This window comes from Bifidobacterium biavatii DSM 23969, from assembly GCF_000741165.1.
GTDB classification, from domain to species: Bacteria; Actinomycetota; Actinomycetes; order Actinomycetales; family Bifidobacteriaceae; genus Bifidobacterium; species Bifidobacterium biavatii.
On sequence record NZ_JGYN01000030.1, the window covers coordinates 196,779 to 217,887 of the forward strand.

At 63.4% G+C, this 21,109-nt stretch carries 15 protein-coding genes; 4 read left to right on the top strand and 11 right to left on the bottom strand.

The genetic code is table 11. The annotated features are described in order from the left end of the window. Nucleotides 1-135: 135 nt before the first annotated feature. Both BBIA_RS10335 and BBIA_RS10340 read left to right on the top strand, forming a co-directional pair. The gene (locus tag BBIA_RS10335; protein WP_033495719.1) at nucleotides 136-1,449 is read left to right on the top strand and encodes an ATP-binding protein; all 1,314 of its coding nucleotides are present in this window, start codon (nucleotides 136-138) and stop codon (nucleotides 1,447-1,449) included. Between the two features lie 321 nt (nucleotides 1,450-1,770). Then, complete coding sequence (locus BBIA_RS10340) at nucleotides 1,771-2,274, top strand: Hsp20/alpha crystallin family protein (protein ID WP_035138358.1); 504 nt, start codon at nucleotides 1,771-1,773, stop codon at nucleotides 2,272-2,274. A 463-nt stretch (nucleotides 2,275-2,737) separates the two neighbouring features. On the opposite strand, the gene urtE is transcribed toward BBIA_RS10340, so the two are convergent. The 5 genes from urtE to urtA form a co-directional block, all read right to left on the bottom strand. After that, entirely contained in the window at nucleotides 2,738-3,439 is a 702-nt protein-coding gene (urtE, locus tag BBIA_RS10345; protein WP_238548496.1) for an urea ABC transporter ATP-binding subunit UrtE, read from the bottom strand. A 257-nt stretch (nucleotides 3,440-3,696) separates the two neighbouring features. Next, a complete protein-coding gene (locus BBIA_RS10350) occupies nucleotides 3,697-4,653 on the bottom strand; it encodes an ABC transporter ATP-binding protein (protein ID WP_238548497.1) in 957 nt (318 codons plus the stop codon). A 40-nt stretch (nucleotides 4,654-4,693) separates the two neighbouring features. Further along, on the bottom strand, nucleotides 4,694-5,884 hold the full coding sequence (gene urtC / locus BBIA_RS10355) for an urea ABC transporter permease subunit UrtC (protein ID WP_051923980.1): 1,191 nt from the start codon (nucleotides 5,882-5,884) through the stop codon (nucleotides 4,694-4,696). Nucleotides 5,885-5,926: 42 nt separating this feature from the next. After that, entirely contained in the window at nucleotides 5,927-6,811 is an 885-nt protein-coding gene (gene urtB, locus BBIA_RS10360; protein WP_033492594.1) for an urea ABC transporter permease subunit UrtB, read from the bottom strand. 23 nt (nucleotides 6,812-6,834) lie between these two features. Next, entirely contained in the window at nucleotides 6,835-8,136 is a 1,302-nt protein-coding gene (gene urtA, locus BBIA_RS10365; protein ID WP_033492596.1) for an urea ABC transporter substrate-binding protein, read from the bottom strand. Between the two features lie 209 nt (nucleotides 8,137-8,345). Between urtA and upp the strand changes: the two genes are divergently transcribed. Beyond that, the gene (gene upp, locus BBIA_RS10370) at nucleotides 8,346-8,987 is read left to right on the top strand and encodes a uracil phosphoribosyltransferase (RefSeq protein ID WP_033492598.1); all 642 of its coding nucleotides are present in this window, start codon (nucleotides 8,346-8,348) and stop codon (nucleotides 8,985-8,987) included. A gap of 200 nt (nucleotides 8,988-9,187) precedes the next feature. On the opposite strand, the gene BBIA_RS10375 is transcribed toward upp, so the two are convergent. The 4 genes from BBIA_RS10375 to BBIA_RS10390 form a co-directional block, all read right to left on the bottom strand. Beyond that, nucleotides 9,188-10,555, bottom strand: a complete 1,368-nt coding sequence (locus tag BBIA_RS10375; protein WP_033492600.1) for an ABC transporter substrate-binding protein — start codon at nucleotides 10,553-10,555, stop codon at nucleotides 9,188-9,190. A 76-nt stretch (nucleotides 10,556-10,631) separates the two neighbouring features. Then, entirely contained in the window at nucleotides 10,632-11,597 is a 966-nt protein-coding gene (locus BBIA_RS10380) for a carbohydrate ABC transporter permease (protein WP_081892296.1), read from the bottom strand. Continuing rightward, on the bottom strand, nucleotides 11,594-12,529 hold the full coding sequence (locus BBIA_RS10385; RefSeq protein ID WP_033492601.1) for a carbohydrate ABC transporter permease: 936 nt from the start codon (nucleotides 12,527-12,529) through the stop codon (nucleotides 11,594-11,596). The genes BBIA_RS10380 and BBIA_RS10385 overlap by 4 nt, the downstream gene beginning before the upstream one ends. 349 nt (nucleotides 12,530-12,878) lie before the next feature. After that, nucleotides 12,879-13,925, bottom strand: a complete 1,047-nt coding sequence (locus BBIA_RS10390) for a glycerophosphodiester phosphodiesterase family protein (RefSeq protein WP_033492603.1) — start codon at nucleotides 13,923-13,925, stop codon at nucleotides 12,879-12,881. Nucleotides 13,926-14,095: 170 nt separating this feature from the next. Here BBIA_RS10390 and BBIA_RS10395 point away from each other — a divergent pair, with 170 nt between their 5' ends. Then, nucleotides 14,096-15,274 (top strand): LacI family DNA-binding transcriptional regulator, encoded by a 1,179-nt coding sequence (locus BBIA_RS10395; protein WP_081892321.1) that lies wholly within the window; start codon nucleotides 14,096-14,098, stop codon nucleotides 15,272-15,274. Nucleotides 15,275-15,388: 114 nt separating this feature from the next. On the opposite strand, the gene BBIA_RS10400 is transcribed toward BBIA_RS10395, so the two are convergent. Next, entirely contained in the window at nucleotides 15,389-18,559 is a 3,171-nt protein-coding gene (locus BBIA_RS10400; RefSeq protein WP_033492604.1) for a DUF5695 domain-containing protein, read from the bottom strand. 302 nt (nucleotides 18,560-18,861) lie between these two features. After that, entirely contained in the window at nucleotides 18,862-20,475 is a 1,614-nt protein-coding gene (locus BBIA_RS10405) for a type 2 periplasmic-binding domain-containing protein (protein WP_033492606.1), read from the bottom strand. Nucleotides 20,476-21,109: the final 634 nt, after the last annotated feature.

A 21,109-nucleotide genomic window follows, 5' to 3' on the forward strand; every position in this document is an offset into this window, starting at 1 on the left:
AAGTCGACTCCGTCTGATGATGTATCACCAAGTTCTTAAAGTGCGCCTGATTATGTATATCAGTCATCATAAAGTCCGCATGATTATGTAGATTCATAATATAAAAGTCCACCTGATTTTGGAAGGAATCCTGCAATGAGGCGTTTTCTGATGGACAAGCTCGTTGCGTGGAAGAACACTGCACATCACAAGCCGCTGCTGCTCGAGGGCGCACGCCAGGTGGGCAAAACGTGGCTTGCTCGAGAGTTTGGCCGCATGCAATACGACAACGTCGCATACGTGTCGCTGTTCGACAATCCGGCAATGGCAAATGTGTTTGCAGGGAATCTGTCCGCAGACAGGCTGATCCCGGCATTATCGCTCGAATCCGACACCCGGATCACGCCCGGCAATACATTGATCGTGCTCGACGAGGTCCAAGAGATCCCCCGTGCGATGACGGCGTTGAAGATGTTCAACGAGACCGCACCGCAATACGATGTGCTCGCCACCGGTTCGGCATTGGGCATCGCCATGCACCCCGGCTCCGCGTTCCCCGTGGGCAAGGTGAACCGGCTCAAGCTCTATCCGATGACATTTCTCGAGTTTCTGTACGCGTGCCAGCAGGATTCGTCGGCCGAGCTGCTGAGATCCCAGGACTTCGCACTGATCGATGTCATGCATGAGCGGCTCATGACATGGCTGCGGTATTTCATGTACACGGGCGGCATGCCCGAAGCCGTCTCGACGTTCGCCGACACGTTCCCGAACGTCGACTTCAATGAGATACGCCAAGTGCAGACGTCTCTCGTCGAAGACTACCGGGACGACTTCTCCAAACACACGGACTCTCAGCCCAGACCAGTCGTTTCCACACTGCGTCTCAATCAGGTGTGGGATTCGCTGCCCGCACAGCTTGCCCGGGAAAACAGCAAATTCCTCTACGGCGCCGTGCGCGAGGGCGGGCGCGGCAAGGACTTCGAAATCGCCATCCAATGGCTCGTGGATTCCTCCCTCGCCCTACGCGTCAAACGCGTCAGCACACCGCTGAATCCGCTGGCCGCATACGAGGACCCCAATGCGTTCAAGCTCTACTGCCTCGACGTCGGCCTGCTCGGCGCCATGAGCGGACTGAACGCCCGTACACTGCTCGACGAAGACTCCCTGTTCCGCGAGTTCAAGGGAGCGCTGACGGAACAGTATGTATGCCAGCAGCTCACCGCACAGCACGGACAAGTCCCTTATTACTGGTCGGCGGAGAACTCCAGCGGCGAACTCGACTTTCTCTACGAGCAGGACGGTCATGTCATACCGGTCGAGGTGAAAGCCGGACGCCACAAGCAGGCGAAGTCCCTCATCTACGCACAGAAGAAGCACGGATACCCGATCGCCTACCGCTACTCGGCGACCCGCCATTCCGACAACGGCGTCATCAAGGACATGCCACTGTACATGGCCGGCATTGTGTAACCAACAAATGCGCGATCATCCGGCGCACTCGACCATGGCACCGCATACGACCCGACCCGACCACCTCAAGCAGAACTTGAGTCTTGTTGGCTCAAGTTTTTCACTGTGAGTAAAACCGGGGAATGGTTGCCGGGGATTGCCTATTGTGTGGGGTGAAAGGACAAGGCAGGAGCTCCGGAAGGGGCTCCGGGAACGGTCACGATAACCAGTTCGGCCGAATCTTCGGGGCGCGCCGCGACAGGCGGGTTCCGATGGTTGGCCGGGTCGGCGAGCCAAGCCGTTCCACTCCATGCAAGTTTTTTTTGTTTAGGAGTACCGATTATGGCTATGCTTCCGGCTTTGATGAATGACACGATGTTTTCTGATCTGTTCGACGATCCGTTCTTCCAGGGCTGGCGTACGGACGACAACTCGGCGGCGGCTGTGATGCCGGCAAACATGATGAACACCGATGTGCGCGAGACCGCCAACGGCTACGATGTGGACATCGATATGCCTGGCTTCAAGAAGGATGACATCAAGCTCGAGCTGAACAACGGTTATTTGACCGTGTCCGCCACCCGCAGCAGCGAGCATGAGGATCATGCCCCGGCCGACGCTCACGAGGGCGATACGAAGTGCGCTTGCGGCACCGACGAGTCCGGCAAGTGGCTGCGTCGCGAACGCTACATGGGCAGCTGCTCTCGTAGCTTCTATGTGGGCGACGATGTGAAGGAATCTGACATTCACGCGTCGTACAAGAACGGCACACTGTGCATTCAGGTTCCGAAGAAGCAGGCTCAGCCGCAGGTTGAAGCCAAGCACCAGATCGCCATCGAAGGCTGATGGTCTGCTTCGTCATTGAAGCGGTAACAATCGGCTTGGATTGATCGCCCGCTTCCCGTTCGCAGCGTCACGCATACGCGATGCCTCGGTGCGGCGAACGGATCCGAAACATCAATCCAATGAATCTGGCAAGCGATAAGGCCGGATGACCCCAATCGGTCATCCGGCCTTATCGCTTTTTGCGATCTGTGAGGCAGATTTTCCGGATTGCACGACTCTATCTGTGATCTGTGAGGCAGCCCGTACGTTTGCCTTCCTCTATCGGGGCGGGAATATACCCCCCTTAGCGGGTGGTTTGGATCAATGGCTGCCTCACAGATTGCAGATAGATCCATGCACAGGCCAAAATCTGCCTCACAGATGACGAATAGGGGGAATGTTCTGGCCGTGTTCGCGCCGACCGCCGCAACAACCTCACAGCCCCGCCAAGCAGAACGATAGTCGAGGCGTCAAGGAGCCCACGTCAGACGCGCATGGCCTCCTTGGCGGCTTCGACCTGCGACGGACCACCTTCGCCGGCGGCGATGAACCGGCCGGAGGCGAGCACGTAATACTTGTCCGCGCGCTCGACCGCGAACTGGACCTTCTGCTCGACCAACACCACGCCGATGCCCTTGTCCTCGGCCATCGTGCGGATGGCCTTCTGGATCTCGGCCACGATGTTCGGCTGGATGCCCTCGGTCGGCTCGTCGAGGATCATCAGCTTCGGCCGGGTGATGAGCGCACGCGCGATGGCGAGCTGCTGGCGCTGGCCGCCGGAGAGCAGGCCCGCGCGGCGCCCGGCGAACTCCTTGAGCACGGGGAACATCGCCACGGCCTCGTCGTAGCGTGCGGACGCCTCGGAGCCGTAGCGGTCGGCGACCACGTGCAGGTTTTCGTCGACGGTCATCGTGCCGAACGACTGCTGGCCCTGCGGCACGAACGCCATGCCCTTGCGGATGCGCTGGTTCGGTGCGACTTTGGTGATGTCCGCACCGTCGAACGTGATGGAGCCGGATGTGACCGGCAGCAGGCCGAGCAGGGCCTTGAGCAGCGTGGTCTTGCCGGCGCCGTTGTTGCCGACGATGCTGACCCATTGGCCGGCTTCGACGTCGAAGCTGATGTCGTTGACGACGGTCACTTTGCCGTAGCCGGTGTTGAGATTCTTCACTTCAAGCATTGCCATGATGAGTTTCCTTGTGCGCGTATTCTCGGCTCCCCTTGTCAGGGGAGCTGGCCGACGAAGTCGGACTGAGGGGTAGTCAGGAGTGTCGCAGCTTATGGGTTGTTCTCTCCCCCAGTCAGCTGCGCTGACAGCCCAGCCGCAATTGCAGACAGTCTGCGACTGCATTTTGCTGGCTCAACTGTCGTTTCGCCTTCGCCTACAAACGCCGCCGGCGTTTGCTTAACGGCTCAGCTCGTCAGAGGGGGCCGAGGGCGGGTTTATTCACCACCGCCCAAATAAATGCGTACGACTTCGTCGTTGTTCTGGATGTCTTCGACCGAGCCTTGGGCGAGGATCTCGCCCTGGTTGAGCACGGTGACGGAATCGGCGAACTGGCGCATGAATTCCATGTCGTGTTCGACGATGATGACCGTGCGGTTCTTGCTGCATCGCTTGAGCAGTTCACCGGTGGCGACGCGTTCTGCCGGGGTCATGCCGGCAACCGGCTCGTCGAGCAGCAGCAGGTGCGCGTCCTGCACGAGCAGCATGCCGATTTCGAGCCACTGCTTCTTGCCGTGGGGCAGGATGCCGGCCGGCTTGTAAGCGTCGTCGGTCAGGTTGCACACGTCCATCATGTATTCGATGTTCTGCGTCACGCCACCCATCGGCCGGAACAGGTCGCGCCCCTTCTTGCGGAAGCCTTCGGCGAGCTGCAGGTTTTCGAGCACGGTGAGTTCCTCGACCACGGACGCGGTCTGGAACGTGCGTCCGACGCCGAGTTTGACGATCTCGTTCGGTTTCTTGCCGAGCAGCTGTTCGCCGCGGAACGTGGCCGATCCGCTGGCCGGCACGAGTCCGGTGATCGCGTCGATGATGGTCGTCTTGCCGGCGCCGTTCGGGCCGATCAGGAAGCGCAGGTCGCCGTGCTCGACGGTCAGGTCGAGGTTTTTGACGGCGACGAATCCGTCGAATTCGACGTGCAGTCCCTTGATTTCGAGGTAGTCGTTCCACTGGCCGCCGCGGTCGTCGAGCACGGCGAGCTGGTCGTGCAGCCGGGCGCGTTCCTCGACGATTTCGGCTTTCATTTGCGCGGCCTCGTCACGCATGCGCTTGGCTTCGTCGCGCATCTGCACCATTTCGGCGCGCAGCTGTTCGAGGTCCTCTTTGGAGGCGGGGGTCGAGCCGGCGGCCGGCGCCGGCTTGGCCGGGGTTGCAGTGGTTGAAGTGTTCGTCATGTTTCGCTCCTCACTCATTCGTTCTCACGAGCCGACCCGTTCACGCCGTCGCCGTCGCGGAAACCGCAGCCTTGGTGTCGCCGTCGCCCGCAGACGCACCGGACGCGGACGCGGCGGCAATCGCAGCCGACCCGACCGAACCGATCCCCAGCCGATCCTTGATCCACGGCCACAGTCCCTTGAACTGGCCGAGCCCCATCGGCACGAATGCGATCACGAGAATGAAGATCAGGCCTTCGATGTACGTCCACGCGGACGGATACGCCTCGGACAGCTGCGTTTCGGCGAAGCGCACGAGCAGCGTGCCGACGACCGGGCCGAGCAGGGTCGTGCGTCCGCCGATCACGACGCCGGCGAGCATGAGGATGGACGGCGTGACGCCGATGTCGGACGGCGAGATGATGCCGACGACCGGCACGAACATCGCGCCGCCGATGCCGGCGAACATCGCGGCGAGCGAGAACGCGAACACCTTGATCGACGCGGGGTTGTAGCCGAGGAACTTCATGCGGTTCTCCTGGTCGCGCACGCCGATGATCAGGTCGCCCATGAACGAGCGGCGGATCCACCACACGACGAGCACCATGGCGAGCGTCAGGAACGCGCAGATGTAGAAGATCATCTGCTTGTTCGCGTCGTCGGTCAGGTCGTAGCCGAAGAAGCCTTTGAAGTCGTTGAGACCGTTCGTGCCGCCGGTGGTCTTGGACTGGCCGATAAGCAGCACGGAGAACGCGGCGACGAGCGCCTGCGACAGGATCGCGAAGTACGCGCCGCGCACGCCGCGTCCGAACACCGCCAGGCCCAGCAGCGCGGCGATCGCGCCGGGCACCGCGGCCACGCCGATCACGGCGATGACCGGGTTGCGGAACAGCTCCCAGAAGCCCGGCACTTCGGTGATGCCGTACTGGGCCATGAAGTCCGGCACCTGACCGGGGCCGATGTCCGAAAGCTTCATGTGGATGGCCATCACGTACGCGCCAAGGCCGAAGAACAGGCCCTGGCCGAGCGTCAGCATGCCGCCCTGGCCCCACGCGAGCCCGATGCCGACCGCAACCATCGCGTAGCACAGGTACTTCGAGAGCAGTCCGAGGTTGTACACGCTCATCACGCTCGGCGCGAGCAGGATCAGCACGACCGCGATCGCAGTGCCGATCCACGGCTTGTACTTGGCGTAGAACTCGCCCACGGCCGACGCGGACGTACCGCCGGAAACAGTGTTTTTGCTTACCATAATCGTCTCCAAACGTCTCTATCTGAGCACGACGAACGCGCGCTACGCCAGGTTCCTCGAACGGATCGCGACCAGTCCCTGCGGGCGGAACTGCAGGAACACGACGACGATCAGGAATACGGCCACCTGACCAATCGACGCGGACGTCGGCAGTTCGATCGCCGACTGGCACAGGCCGAGCACGAACGACGCGATCACCGCGCCCTTGAGCTGGCCGACGCCGCCCGCGACGACGACCAGGAACGCCTGCACGATGAACGTGGTGCCGAAGTTGAAGCTGATCGAGTTGAGCAGGCTCAGCGCCACGCCCGCGATGCCGGCGATGCCCGAGCCGAGGAAGAACGTCACGTGGTCGACGGTGCGGGTCGAGATGCCGGAGACTTCCGCAAGATCACGGTTTTCGGACGTCGCGCGGATCTGGCGGCCGAGCGGCGTGAGCTTGAGCACGGCGTACAGCGCGGCCACGCACACGATCGACAGGATGAAGATGAACAGTCGGCCGGCGGAGAAGCTGTAGCCGAACACGGTTACCGGATTGGTGAGCGCTTCCGGCGCGGACGCGTACACCGGCGTCGCGCCGAAGATGTCGCGCGCGAGCTGCTGCAGAACGAGCGATACGCCGAACGTGACGAGCAGCGTGTCGAGCGGGCGCATGCGCATGCGTTCGAGCAGCGCGACGTCAAGCAGCAGGCCGAGCAGGCCGGAGACGGCGAATCCGACGACGAGCGCGACGATCAGCGCGACCGTCTTGTTGCCGATGAGCGTGCTCATGACGTACGCGGTGTACGCGCCGGCCATCATGAACTCGCCGTGCGCGTTGTTGATCACGCCCATCTGGCCGAATGTCAGCGACAGTCCGAGCGCGGCGAGCAGCAGGATCGAGCCGTTCGACAGGCCCGCCACGATTTGCGGGAATAGCATATCCATGATTCGGGTTCCTTCTCTCTCGGTTACTCGTTGCTCTCACTCGAGGCGCTCAGGCTCTTCGCCCAGTCGTACGTCTTCAGGTACGGGTCCGGCTTGATCGGGCCGTCGGACTGCCAGACGGTGTGGATGAGCTTGTCGTCGCCGATTTCGCCGATGTACGAGGTCTTGTAGATGTGGTGGTTCTCGCCGTCGACCGTGACCTTGCCTTCGGGGGCGTCGAACGTGACGCCGTCCGCGGCGGCCTTGACCTTGTCCACGTCGAACGACTTGGCCTTCTCGACCATGCCCTTCCACAGGTAGACGGACGTGTACGCGGATTCCATCGGGTCCGAGGTCGGTCGGTTCTCGCCGTACTTGGCCTTGAAGTCCTTGACGAACTTCTTGTTCTCCGCGCTGTCGAGCGTCTGGTAGTAGTTCCACGCGGTCAGCTGGCCCTTCACGTTGTCCACGCCGATCGCGGAGACCTCCTCCTCGGCGATGGACATGGAGATCACCGGCACCGTGTCGGCCTTGAGACCGGACGCCTTGTACTCCTTGAAGAACGCGACGTTCGAATCGCCGTTGAGGGTGTTGACCACCGCGTCCGCGCCGGAGAACTTGAGCTTGTTGACGATCGTGGTGAAGTCGGTGGAGCCCATCGGCGTGTATTCCTCGCCGACGACCTCCATGCCGTTGCCCGCCGCGTACGCCTTGACCACGCGGTTCGCGGTCTGCGGGAACACGTAGTCGGAGCCGACCAGGAACAGCTTCTTGTAGCCCTTTTCCTTGAGATAGTCGAGCGCGGGCACGATCTGCTGGTTCGGCGCGGCGCCCGAATAGAAGATGTTCGGGCTGGATTCCATGCCCTCGTACTGCAGCGGGTAGAACAGCAGCGCGTTGTCGGCCTCGAACACGGGCAGCATAGCCTTGCGCGAGGATGACGTCCAGCCGCCGAACACCGCGGCCACGCACTCCTTTTCGATCAGCGTCTTGGCCTTTTCGGCGAACACGGCCGGCTCGGACTTGCCGTCCTGCTGGACGACCTTGAGCTGCTTGCCGAGCACGCCACCGTTCGCGTTGATCTCGTCGACGGCCATGTGCAGCGAGTCGCTGACGGTCTGCTCGGAGATCGCCATCGTGCCGGACAGCGAGTTGACGAAACCAATCTTGATCGTGTCGCCGGACGTGTCCACGCACGACGACTTCGCACTGGTCGCGGTCGTGCTGTTCGCGTCCAACGCGTCCTTTTCGGCGACGGTGCGTCCCCAGCCGCAACCGCTGGTCGACAGCACCGCGGCCGCCGCGCACAGCAGCGCGATCACACGCGCCTTAGATAGTGTGGCCATACGTTCTCTTCCTCTCGCGCAAGACCTACGTTTGTTAGCGAGAGCAAGAATGGCAGCGGATGGTTGATTTTCGGTTGCCCGTTTGTTTCGTCCGCGTCTCGATCGTGACGAACACGTTACGCGGACGGCCGCGCTACGACCATCGCGCACGGCGGTCGTTCCACGCGCGACGACGTGTGCTCCCCCGTTTCGCGGTACGCTTGGTAACTATGGAACTCACTGTTTTGAATCACCCGCTGGTCGAGCACAAGCTCACCGTGCTGCGCGACAAGAACACCTCCTCCGCCACCTTCCGCGAGCTCGTCTCCGAGCTCGTCATGCTGGAAGCGTACGAAGCCACCCGCAATCTCGACGTCGTCGACAAGCCGATCGAAACGCCGGTCGCTCCGATGGTCGGCAAGCACATCGCCGAGCCCCGTCCGATCATCGTGCCCGTGCTGCGCGCCGGCCTCGGCATGCTCGACGGCATGACCAAGATGATCCCGTCCGCCGAGGTCGGCTTCCTCGGCATGAAGCGCGACGAAGAGCACCCGACCCAGCAGATCACGTATGCGAACCGTCTGCCCGACGATCTGACCGGCCGCCAGTGCTTCCTCATCGACCCGATGCTCGCCACCGGCGGCACGCTCGTCGCCGCCACGCACTATCTGGCCGAACGCGGCGCCAAGGACGTCACCGCGGTGTGCATCATCGCCGCGCCGGAGGGCATCCAGTTCGTGCAGGAACACATCGACCCGTCCATCGACTTCAAGGTCGTCGTGTGCGCCGTCGACGAAAAGCTCAACGACAAGTGCTACATCGTGCCGGGGCTGGGCGACGCCGGCGATAGGTTGTACGGCGTCATCGACTAGCGGAGCGTCCTCGTCGTTGCTCCTCGGTCGGCGTACGAAGTACGCCTTCCCTCGGTGCGTCTCGAGGCCGCACGCGCTAGTCGATTCCGCCCTATCAGGAACCGTTGAATAATACGTGAGTGGCGGGTTGCTTTCACCGAAAACATTCTCAGTGAAAGCAACCCGCCACTCGCGTTATGTTGAGATGGACCCCGCTCAGCTCACTGCTTCACGGAGTTGTTGTAGTCGTCGAGCGTGGTCTGCATGGCCTTGACCTGATCGCTCAGCGCGGTCTTCGGATCGGCGCCCTCGAACACCTTCTCGACGGCGGTTTCCACGGCCTTGCGGGCCTGCGGCATCACGCCCGCGGAGCAGCCCTGCGTGGCGGAGGTCAGCTTCGTGTCAGCAAGCTGCTTGACGGCCACATCGAACTGCGGGTACTGTTCGCGCCACTGCTTGTCGGTCGCGGTCTCCAGCGCCTTCTTCGAGGTCGGGAAGTAGCCGGTGCCGGTGTGCCACGTGGCCTGGTTCTCGGGCTCGGACAGGAACTTGATGAACTTCCACGCGGCTTGCTGCTCCTCGTCGGAGTGCTTCACGTTGGAGATCCACAGCGACGCGCCGCCGATGATCGGGCCGGAATCGTTGTTCTTGATCTTCGGATAGTTGCCCACGCCGACCTCGAAGCCCTTCTGCTTGGCGGCTTCCATGATGCCGGCCAGATCAGCCGTGGATTCGACCGTGATGCCGACCGAGCCGGTCTCGAACGCGTTGACCGCCGCGTCGGTGTCGGTGCCGGTGTTGCCGGAGATGCCGGAATCGATCATGCCCTTCCACCACTTCATGAACGTCACCGCACCGTCGTTGTCGAACGTGAACTTGGTGGCGCGGTCGGAACCGCGGCCGTTGTCCGGCGAGCAGTACAGGTCGCCGTTCGCGGCGATCTCCTGCTCGAGGTACCAGCCGTAGACGGCGGCGTTGAAGCCGTACTGTGCGGGGCCACCGTTCTTCTTCGAGAGCTTCTCGGCGTCGGCCTTGACCTCGTCGAGCGTGGCCGGGGCCTTGTCCGGGTCGAGTCCGGCCTGCTTGAACATGGTCTTGTTGTAGTACAGCACTGGCATGGAGGTGTTGAACGGCATCGAGTACAGCTTCTTGTTGACGGTGTAGTAGCCGGCCACGTTGGGCTGCAGGTCGGACGTGTCGTAGTTGTCCTTGTCGATGAAGTCCTGCATCGGCGTGATCGTGCCGGAGTCCATCATGAAGCGCGAGCCGATGTCGTAGATCTGCATCATCGTCGGCGTGGACTGCGACTGCACGGCGGACTTGTACTTGGTGATCGCGTCGTCGTACTGGCCCTGATACGTGCCCTTGACGACGATCTTGCCCTTGTTCGCGTCGTTGAACTTGCTGATGAGCTTGTCGAGTACCTGTCCGTTGGTGCCGGACATCGAATGCCAGAAGTTCACGACGACCGCGCCGGTGGAGTCCTTCGGCGTGGCGACGTTCGCATTGGCGTTGCCGCAGCCGGCGACGGCCAGCAGCGATCCGGCGGCCACGGCGGCGGCCACCAGCGTACGCATTGTCTTGTTCATGATTGCCTCTCTTGTTGGTTGGGAAATGTCACGTATGATGTGCGGCCGCGCTGCCGTTTGCGCACGGCCGCGCGGCTTACTTGGTCGAGCCGGCGGTCAGGCCGCGCACGATCTGCCGCTGGCCGAGAATGACGATGAGCAGCGTCGGGATGACGGCGAGCACCGCGCCGGCCATGACCAGTCCGGGGTTAAAGTTGTCCGGCGACTGCAGCTGCGTGATGCCGATCTGAATGGTCTGCATCTCCGGCGTTTCGGTGACGAGCAGCGGCCAGAAGAAGCCGTTCCAGTGAGTCAGGAACGTGTAGATGGCGAGCGACGCGATGGCCGGGCGGCTCAGCGGCAGCACGATCGACCACAGCAGGCGCAGGTTGGACGCGCCGTCGATGCGCGCGGCCTCGACCAGTTCCATCGGGAACTGCCGCATGAACGAGTACATCATGAAGATGCCGAATCCGCTGGCCAGGTACGGCAGGATCAGCGCGAGGAACGTGTTGCGCAGGCCTAGCGACGAGATCGTCAGATAGTTCGGGATGATCACGGACTCGCCCAGGATCATCATCGTGCCGAGGAACAGCGTGAACCAAACGCTCGCGCCGCGCACCTTGAGCACGACGAGCGCGTACGCGACGAGCGTGGACGTGAGCACCTGCGCGACGGTGATGATCAGCGTCGAGCCGAACGAGTTGACGTACTGGCGGAACAGCGGGATGATCTGCGCGGCCGTGGCGAGATTGCTCCACGTGATGCCGTGCTTCGGCCAGATGGCCGGCGGATAGGCGGCGATGTCCTGCTGCTGCATGAGCGTGCCGGCGAACGAGTAGTACACCGGGAAGATGACGATAATGCCGAGCAGCACGAGCACGAGCAGGCCGAAAATCTTCGACGCGACGTACCGGGCGTGCGAAAAGTTCGCGGCGAAACCGCTGGCTTTGGCCTTGGCCCGCTCGGCGCGGATTTCCTTGGTGTCCTTGGCGTCCGCCGCGGCCGCGGACTTGATGGCCTTCGGCTTGGCGGGGATGGTGGTGGTTGTCGCGACGCTCATTGGTTGTCGACCTTCCTACCCACGGTGGTGAACTGGATGAGCGTGATGATCGCGACCACCACGATCAGCACGATCGCCTCCGCGGATGCGTATCCGAAATTGGAACTGTTGTTGGCGAAGCCGTGCATGTAGATGTCGTACACGAGCGTCGTGGTGGACGAATCCGGGCCGCCCTTGGTGAGCACGTGAATCTGGCCGAAGCTCTCAAGCGACTGGATGGTGTCGGTGATGATGAGGAAGAACACCTGCGACATGATCATCGGGATCAGGATGAACCACTGCAGGCGGAATCCGGACGCGCCGTCCAGACGCGCCGCTTCGACGACCTCGTCCGGCACGGAGCCGAGGCCGGCGAGCAGGACGAGCACGTTGTAGCCGATGTTCATCCACACGGTCGTCATGGCGATGGCCGGCAGCGCGAACTGCGAGCTGGTGAGCCAGCCGATCGGCTGGCCGCCGAGCTTCTGCACGATCGCGTTGAACAGGCCGGTCGCCGGGTTGAAGAACGCGGAGAAGATGATGGACGCGGCCGACACCGAGTAGGCGAACGGCAGCGCGAACACGGTGCGGAACACGCGGTTGACGGTGGATTCCTTGTTGAGCATGAGCGCGATGATCAGCGACAGCACGATGGTGGGCACCACGGTGTACACGGCGAACAGCAGCGTGTTGAGCATGATCTTGCCGAATTCGGGGTCGGTGAACACGCGCTGAAAGTTGCGCAGGCCGACGAACTGGCTTTGCCGGCCGAGGATGTCGGTGCCGGAGGCGGACAGGATGAACGTGCGGATCAGCGGGTAGACGACGAAGCATGCGAATACGGCGATGGCGGGCAGCAGGTAGAGCAGCGGCGTCCATGAGCGGACGTCGAACGGTTTCTTCCCGTTCTGCCAGGTTCCGCCCGACGCAGTACCGGGGATGGCAGCAGACATAATTCAGACCTTTCAGACGATCGCCGGCCCGATATCTCAAATCTTTCAAAGCGATGCTTGGTCTGTGACGAAGGCGGCGATTCGGTGGGAGCCTTGGATCGGCTTCCGCATACTGTCTTAACAAGTCCGCAGGCTCCCACCGGGCCGCGTCGCCCGCTGTTCATCTCGATTTCACGGGGACACCATCGTCCATTGCCCGTGCGTTGTCCACACGCCGTCGACTTGCATTCCCCAAACGACACGCTAGTGCCCCATCCCGCAGCCCGGGAAAACAACAGTGGCGGGAAACACTCGCTGAGAGATATCTCAGCGAGTGTTTCCCGCCACTATCCGGCGATTACGCGACAGTTCAGCGCTCGGGCACGAACGCCTCGAAGATGTGGCGGTCGAACCACTGGTCGCACTGGTCGAGCTCGTGGCTGCTGCGCACGGTCCACGAGACAGCCGTAGCGCCCATCGCACGGGCCAGACGCACCTGCGGGCTGCTGCCGCCCGTCCAGTCGTACGCCACGAAATCGGGGCGCGACAGCCAGTCAAACACGAGCAGACCGGCCGCCCACTCAGGTACGCCGCCCTCGCCGTTGATCTCCGGCTGCCACGAAAGCTGTCCGCGGCACACTTCCGGACGATGGTCCTTGTACCACTGCACGGCGCGCGGGTTGAACGATTCGATCACGTACGGGCCATCGTACGCCTGCAGCAGCGCGTCGCCCTTCTCCATGAGCTCTTCCTCGCGCGGACCGAACACGGCGTTGTCGTCGAACTTGTATTCGACGATCAGCGGCACGCGGCCGGCGACCACGCTCAGCACGTCGGCGAACAGCGGCACGTGCTGGTAGTAGCCGGCGGGAGCATTGGCCGGCGTCACGACGGACGACGGATCGTCCGCGCCCGGCAGTGCGGACGCGACGGCCGTGCCCGGCGCATCGTTCGGAAACAGCGGGATGCGCGTCAGCTCGTCGTACGTCAGATCGGCGACGCGGCGCGGATCACCGGCCACGCGCAGCAGGTCGGGATCATGCACGACGATGACCTGGCCGTCGGCGCTCAACTGCAGATCCAGCTCGATGCCGTAGCCGGCCTCGGCGGCCGCAGCGAACGCGGCGAGCGAGTTCTCCGGCGCGATCGACGTGGTGACGGACGGATCGCCGTAGCCGGCCTTCATGGCCATGCGGCGGGCGCGGGCCACATATTCGCCGCTTTCGACCAGATACTGTTCGGTGAGACCGGAGCCGGCGTCGTGCAGGCCGCGGTGCGCGTACCACGCGTTCGGCACGGACGGCACGAAATTGCGCTGCTTGTCGGTGAACGAGCGCGGCTTGATGGCCCACGCCGCGGCACCGGCGGCCACCGCGCCGCCAACGAGCAGATTCTTCAGGAACTTGTTGGATGACATGGCATTCCTCCCTTGCGTCACCCGTATGCTGACGCCTCCGAGCCTATCCCACGGGCGCGGCAAACGCGGGAGCGCCTCACCGGCCCGCCGCTCGGCCCGTTATGATGGGTTGCGTTCCGTTCACGCGCGGGATCATCCGCGCGCGGCCGCCCATCCAAGAGGTACGCACCATGCCCAGTTCAGCAATCGCCGCCGATCAGCCGGACGGCCGGCGAGCCGTCCAGCCGTCCGCCCAGCCCGGACCATCGACCGCACAATCGGCCGAGCCGCCGTCCGCGCATCCGCAACGCACGCGTTCCGGCTCGTCGTCGCACGACGGTTCGGCGGCAGCGTCCGCGTTGCCGAACGGTAAGGTGACGCTCGCCGACGTGGCGCGCGCGGCCGGCGTCTCGCTGGCGACCGCGTCGAAGGCGATGCACAACGTGACGCGGGTGAGCGCGGCCACGCGCGCCCGCGTCCAGCAGACGGCGAAAGACATGGGCTACCAGCCGAACGCCACCGCGCAGTCGCTGGCGACCGGCCGGTCGAACGCGATCGGCCTGATCACGTCCGATTTTCAGGGCGTGTTTTCGACGCCGATCCTGCTGGGCGTGGAGGACGAGCTCGGCGTGCGCTCGAATTCGGTGATGCTGTGCAACGCGCGCGGCGACGCGATGCTGGAGAAGACGTACGCGCAGTTCCTGCTGTCGCGCAACGTGGACGGGCTCATCATCGTCGGCCAGGACACGAATCCGCGGCCGCCGATCGACGTGGATGCGACGGTGCCGGTCGTGTACGCGTACGCGCCGTCGTCCGATCCGGCCGACTGTTCGATCACGTGCGACAACGTCGGCGCCGGACGCATGGCCGTGGAGCATCTGATTTCGTGCGGCAAGCGCCGGATCGCAATCATCGCCGGCGAGAACGCGTACAAGGCCGCGCACGATCGCGTGCAGGGCGCGCGCGCCGCGTTGCGGCAGGCCGGACTGCAGCCGGTCGGCCCGGTGCGCGCGGGCGGATGGTCAGCCGACTGGGGGCGCGCGGCGACGCGGCTGCTGCTCGACCAGCACGTCGAGTTCGACGGCGTGGTGTGCCAGAGCGACGCGATCGCGTGGGGCTGCATGGACGCGCTCAAGGAGCGCGGGCTGAACGTGCCGGGCGACGTGGCGGTGATCGGCCACGACGATTGGGCGCACATCGTGCAGGGGCTCAGCCCGAAGCTCACGAGCATCAGCAACCGCACGAACGAGATCGGCCGCATGGCTGCGCGCACGATCATCGACGCGGTTGACGGCCACCCGCATCACGGTGTCACCTATCTGCCGTGCAGCGTCAGCCAGCGCGAGTCCACCCTCCCCCTCAGCAGCTGATTCGCGGACAAAAAGATAAGGCGAGCCCTCTTTATTTATTCTCGGCTCCCCTTGTCAGGGGAGCTGTCACGAAGTGACTGAGGGGTAGTCATGCCCACTACCATACGATGCACATCATGCCGCCGTGATGCACACGATATTGGCCGATGCACCGGAGAACGGAACGATGATGCGATGCCAGTCGGCGTCGAGTTGGACAGCGGTCGCCAACTGCTCGTTGCCGTTGACCGTCAGCCGATAGATGCCAGCCGCGGGCATGCGCAGGGAGAACGTGCCATCGTGCGCATCGCCGGTGACGTTGTCAATCGTGAGCGTCACTTGGCGGATGATCGGACGGTCGCCCTCGGCGTCGCCGCCGTTCGTCACACACGTCTCGCAGCGTACTTCGGCGAGCGCGTCGCGATCGAGCTTGACGGCCCAGTCGTGCACGGTGTCGAAGAAGCGCACGCGCAGGCCGTCGGTCGGGCGGATCGCATAGTCGTCGGCGCGATGCTCCTCCCCGTTCGCGACTGCGGCAGCATCGCCGTGCGATGCACCGGACAGTCCTGCGGCGATTGCCGCCAGCACGTCGCCGTCGCGACTCCAGGCACCGGAACGAGCGTCATTCGAGTCGCGACCGCACACGTCGTCGATCAGCTCGCAGCCGTAGCCGCGCAGGCTGGCGTCGTCCGGATCACGCATGACGAACGACGCGGCGGAGCGCAGGGCGCCGAAGTAGCCGAGCGCGCTTTCGCCGGAGTAGGGCACGAAACCGCGGACCATGCGCTTGGAGCCGCTGCCGTCCGACCGGCCGGGCCGAGTGCCGGTGAGTTCGCCGGTTTCCGCGACGTGGATCCATGCGGAGGCGCCATCGTTGGCAGGATCGTCGCTCAGATAGCCGCCGGAATTGTAGATCGAGAAGCCGGCGAGGTACGAGGCGGCGAACGATCGCAGCAGATCGGGATCGTAGTGCCTGCGTTCGAGCGCCCAGTCGTAGATCGTCCATGCGCCGAGCTGGGTCATGTAGCTGACGTTCCAGCCGCTGTCGCCGCAGCCGCGCAGGTCGGTCATGCCGAGCGCCCAATCGGGCTGGCGGCCGCGGTTGGCGAGCGCGACGCGCATCGACGACGCCATGACGCGTTCGTCGCCGATGGCCGCGCCGTAGCCGTACACGGCTTCGTACGCGGTGGAGTCGTACGCCATTTCGGAACCGTACGGGTACGCCTTGCCGGCGAAGTACCATGCCTTCTTCTCGACGAGCCCCCGCACGCGGGCCGCCTCCTCGTCGAATCCTTCGGCGAGCAGCGCATCCGCCAAGTGCATGGCGAGCGCGCTTTCGCCCATGTTGGCGTAGCGGTCCGCGCCTTCGCCGTCGGGGAACATCCAGTAGTCGAACATGGCGGTGAAGTAGCGGTACGCGCGTTCGAGCCAGTACGTCGGTTCGTTGAGCCACGGGTATTCGGCGCGGTAGCGCTTGGCGATGCGGTACATGTTGAGGAACGTGTTGGCGACGTGCACGTAATTGAACGCGCGCCACACGTCGTCGGCACCACGGCCGGCCCACGGTTCGAACATCTCGAACCACGGCACCATGCGGTGCACCTTGTATCCGGGCTGTTCGGTGAGCCGCTGTTCGATGAAGTCACGGCAGTAGCCGTCGAGCACGCGCAGCTGCTCCTCGTCCGGCCGGTAGACGTTCCATTCGGAGAGCATGAGGCCGGAGACGAGGCCGATTTCGTCGCTGCCGCCGGCCATCCAGTTCGGCAGGTCGGGGTTGAACGTCGCGTTGATGCGCCGACGGTTGGCCATGTCCCACATGAGCAGGCCGTGACAGCACGGGTCGGTCGGGTCGGTTTCCCACTGGTTGCGCGCAACGAACGCGTTCTGCTTGCGATAGATGGTTTCCGGCGATTCGATGCCGAAGAATGTTTCACGTGAAACATTGCGCTCGTTTCCGTCCGTATGATCGTCACCATCGAGTTTCACGTGAAACACTCGACGACCATATCCGCCGAGCCGCACGGTCGCACGCCAGCAACGCACGCCGCTGACGTTCGCATCGCCGCGCACGATGTCATCGCCACGTCCGAAGCCGTCGACGTCGCCAATAACGTCATCGGCAACGGACTTGCCGAAGCCGCTCGCCTCGCCGCACATGCCATCCTCATCGCGACCGTCATCAGCACGGCCGATCTCACGCGGCACGATTTCCGTCACATCACCCGCATAGTCCTCCCCCGATTCGGCGACGAGCATCGGCCTGGTCGCGCTGCGGATCGTGATCTCCGCGTCCTGCCCGACCGGCACGACCATGCCCGGACGGGACTCGAGCATGAATCCACCGACCGCGGCCAGCCAGTCCCACGCCTCGTCATATGAATCACGCATCGCGATCGCCAGCGTGAACCGCACACGTTCGCCGGCTGCCAACGTGAGCGGTCCGCATGCGTGCGGGAATTCGCCGGACGGGCGGTCGACCAGATTGAGCTCGTACGCGCCCTCGAACGTGGATCCCGGTCCGCCGCCCTGCTGCCAGCGCGGATCGTGGTCGACGGTGAAGCTGTGTGCGGCGGTGCGGCCAGTGAGCGCGACCAGCAGCAGCGGCATCGCGCCGCTCGACTTCTGCCAGTAGGCCCAGCTGTGGCGGCCGATCAGGCACATATGCCGCAGCACGCACTGCTCGTACTTGAACGCATCATCGCCGCGAAAGAACTGGTTCATGAGCAGCGGCACGCCGAGCCGGCCGATCGCGACCGGCCGGTCGGACGCGTTCTCCAGCTCGATCGTCCACTCGATGTCGTCGTCGCGCTTGCGGAAAAGCTCGGCGATGGCGAGCCAGGCCGTCTCGTCGCCGGCCGCGATATGCACGTCGATCGTGGACGCGTCCGGATAGTCGACCATGCGCAGTCCGTCCAGCGCGGCGGTACGGATCGTGCGCGCGGATCGTCCGACCTCGTCGGACGGATCCAAGGAAACACCGTCCACATGCTCGGTAGCGATTGCGTCACCATCACGGCCGGTGGCAATGGTCTCACCCGCCGCATCGGCAACCCCGCCCGCGGCGGAGGTCGCATCAGAGGAATCGCGCTCCCCCGCCGCATCGCCGGCGATCTCGGCGACGTCGATCGTCAGGTTGCTCAGCCAGCGCGCGTCCGGACCGTCGAAACCGGGAAATTCTTCCGGCGTGACGAGGAACTCGGTGCCGTCCGCGTCGTCCGCGCCGCGCAGCGACGTCCACGCCGCGCGCTCCGCGTCGAAGGTCGCGTCCAGTCCGCCGATGCGCCAGATGATACGTCCGCCGCCCATGTCAGTCAGTCCTTTCCTTGCCATCAATCATGGCAACAGTCGTCACAATCAGTCATCGCAGTCAGTCATTACAGTCAGTCGTTCGCAACCAGCCGCCGTAGCCGGTCGTTTGCGCCGTCGTACATCGCGCATCCCCGCACATCATCTGCGCATCATCCGCGTACTATGCAAGCCGCGCGCATATCAAGCGTGCGCACGTTGTCCGTTTCCGGAATCCGTGCGCACGTGGTCGGAATCATCGGCGCGTTCAACCCGTCAGCATCGCACCGAAACCACACGGGTATGGCTGCCTCTCAGTCGGATCAGCCGAGCTTCTCGGTGTAGGTGTCGTACCACTTCTGCCAGATGGCGATGTTGTCCTTGACGCCGGTGTTCTCGAGGCTCTTGACGTACTCGTCCCAGTCCTTGTCGATGCCGCCCTTCTGGATCCAGCCGGCCACCTTCGGCATCACGTAGGTCATGATGACCGTGTTGTTGTTGGCGAGCGTGTTGAGGTCGGAGGAACCGGGCACCACATAGATCGGCATGTAGTCCTTGCCGTCGGAGATCTTCTCGTAGGTCGGGCGGTACACCTCGTCGGCGGCGCGGAATTCCTGCGAGTTGATGGTGGAGCCGTCGGCGCCCTCGGGCTTGACGTCGGGGCGGATCCAGCCGGCCATGTTGCCGGAGAGCACTTCGAGCTTCGGGTCGGTCTGGCCGCTGATCACGTACTTGTGGTCGCCCTCGTCCTTGACGAACTTCGGGATGGAGCCCCAGTACTGCTCAACGGACACCTTCTCGCTGTACAGCGTGTCGATGAGCTTCCAGATGGCGTCCTTGTTGGCGGCCTCCTTGGAGACGGACACCTTGCCGGTGTGGTACTGGTTGAAGTCCTGCGAATAGTCCCACTTGGCGTCGCTGCTCGCGGTCTCCTTGAGCGGCGGGACGGACACGTATTGGTCCTGCCACTTGGTGCCAACCACGGCGACCGGGTTCCATGCGAGCACCGCGCCGGCGGTGGGCACGTCGTCCTGCTGCATTTCGGCCCAGTACTTGCTGTAGTCCTTGGTGACGTAGTCGGCCGGCACGAGGCCCTTCTCGACAAGGGAGTGCACCCACGTGATGACGCGCTTGAAGTTGTCGGTGGTCAGGTAGGTCTTCACCTTGCCGTTCTCGACGTAGTAGCCGTTCTGGCCGGCCTGCGACTGCAGCTGCGTGACGATGCCGGTGGAGTTGAGGAAGGCGACCGCGTCGTTCATGCCGAAGCCGGACGAGCCGAGCTTCTGCATGTTGAACGGGATTTCGTCGGCCTTGCCGTTGCCGTTCGGGTCCTTGGTCTTGAACTGCTCGAGCACGTTCTCGAATTCGGCCCAGGTGGTCGGCATCTTGAGGCCGAGCTTGTCGAGCCAGGTCTTGTTGATGATCAGGTGAGTGCCGGAACCCTTGAAGTCCTCGCCCCAGCTGTCGGGCAGCGTGTAGATGTGGCCGTCGAGGTCAGTGACCATCTTTTCGGAGGTCGGTTCGGACTTGAACAGCGCCTGCACGTTCGGCATCTTGTCGAGGTGCGGCTTGAGATCCTCGAACAGGTCGGCCTGTGCGACGTCGCTGGTGGAGAAGCCGCTGATCGTCACGTCCGCCACGTCGCCGGAGGCGAGCGACGGGCCCTTTTGCGAATCCCATGCGCTCGTCGCGATGTCGCTCCACTTGATCGTGCAGTCGCAGCCGGCCTCGACGTCCTTGGCCCAGCCCATGTCGGCCATCTTCGGCTGGATGTTGGTGTCATGGATAACCGCGACGTTGATGATCGGCTTGCCGTTCGCGTCGGTCTGGCCGCTTGCGTTGCCGCCGCCGCAGCCGGCCAGCAGCATGGTCATGGCGGATGCGATCGCGACCGCGGCCATCATCGGCCTGCGCGACGTGCCATTGTACTTGCTCATGTCAGTCTCCTTCGATCTCGTCGGCGGCCGTCCGCCGGCGTTTGTTCTTGCGATTTGCGATTCCGTGCATCTTCCGTCGATCGCCACCGATCGTCGTTCATCATTGTTGTGAAATCGCTTTCACACTTGTTATGATAACAGCCACATAGCTACTGCGCAACTCACGCACAAACTTTCACACCGGTTTTCACAGTTGTGCGTATATCGGAGTCCCCAGCGAAGCAAAACCACAGACCATCGGCGAATCACCCCGCAGAGAACCCCCTCAGCGGGGAAATTCTCCGAAGAACCCACGAACTTGCCACGCCCAGCACCCCCAGCGCAGCAAAACCGACAGACCATCGGAAAACCACCCCGCAGAGAAGCCCCTCAGCGGGGAAATTCTCCGAAGAACCAACACATTTACCTCGCCAAACGCCCCCAGCGTGGCAAAACCTCCCGTCCTTCGGAGAATCACCCCGCAGAACAACCCCTCAGCAAAGCAAAACACCGAAGGTACACCAAACTCACCACGCTCAGCACCCTCGGCGAGGCAAAGTCGCCAGAACATCGGAAAACCACCCCGCAGAGAAGCCCCTCAGCGGGGAAATTCTCCGAAGAACCATCTGACATGCCGCGCATAGCGGCTTTCATG

Bases quoted from the DNA above. Each gene is read 5' to 3' on its own strand.
- upp (WP_033492598.1), top strand. From the start codon at position 8,346: ATGGAACTCACTGTTTTGAATCACCCGCTGGTCGAGCACAAGCTCACC.
- BBIA_RS10335 (WP_033495719.1), top strand. From the start codon at position 136: ATGAGGCGTTTTCTGATGGACAAGCTCGTTGCGTGGAAGAACACTGCA.
- urtA (WP_033492596.1), bottom strand. From the start codon at position 8,136: ATGGCCACACTATCTAAGGCGCGTGTGATCGCGCTGCTGTGCGCGGCG.
- BBIA_RS10400 (WP_033492604.1), bottom strand. From the start codon at position 18,559: ATGGGCGGCGGACGTATCATCTGGCGCATCGGCGGACTGGACGCGACC.
- BBIA_RS10380 (WP_081892296.1), bottom strand. From the start codon at position 11,597: ATGAGCGTCGCGACAACCACCACCATCCCCGCCAAGCCGAAGGCCATC.
- urtC (WP_051923980.1), bottom strand. From the start codon at position 5,884: ATGGTAAGCAAAAACACTGTTTCCGGCGGTACGTCCGCGTCGGCCGTG.
- urtB (WP_033492594.1), bottom strand. From the start codon at position 6,811: ATGGATATGCTATTCCCGCAAATCGTGGCGGGCCTGTCGAACGGCTCG.
- urtE (WP_238548496.1), bottom strand. From the start codon at position 3,439: ATGGCAATGCTTGAAGTGAAGAATCTCAACACCGGCTACGGCAAAGTG.
- BBIA_RS10350 (WP_238548497.1), bottom strand. From the start codon at position 4,653: ATGACGAACACTTCAACCACTGCAACCCCGGCCAAGCCGGCGCCGGCC.
- BBIA_RS10395 (WP_081892321.1), top strand. From the start codon at position 14,096: ATGCCCAGTTCAGCAATCGCCGCCGATCAGCCGGACGGCCGGCGAGCC.
- BBIA_RS10385 (WP_033492601.1), bottom strand. From the start codon at position 12,529: ATGTCTGCTGCCATCCCCGGTACTGCGTCGGGCGGAACCTGGCAGAAC.
- BBIA_RS10375 (WP_033492600.1), bottom strand. From the start codon at position 10,555: ATGAACAAGACAATGCGTACGCTGGTGGCCGCCGCCGTGGCCGCCGGA.
- BBIA_RS10390 (WP_033492603.1), bottom strand. From the start codon at position 13,925: ATGTCATCCAACAAGTTCCTGAAGAATCTGCTCGTTGGCGGCGCGGTG.
- BBIA_RS10405 (WP_033492606.1), bottom strand. From the start codon at position 20,475: ATGAGCAAGTACAATGGCACGTCGCGCAGGCCGATGATGGCCGCGGTC.
- BBIA_RS10340 (WP_035138358.1), top strand. From the start codon at position 1,771: ATGGCTATGCTTCCGGCTTTGATGAATGACACGATGTTTTCTGATCTG.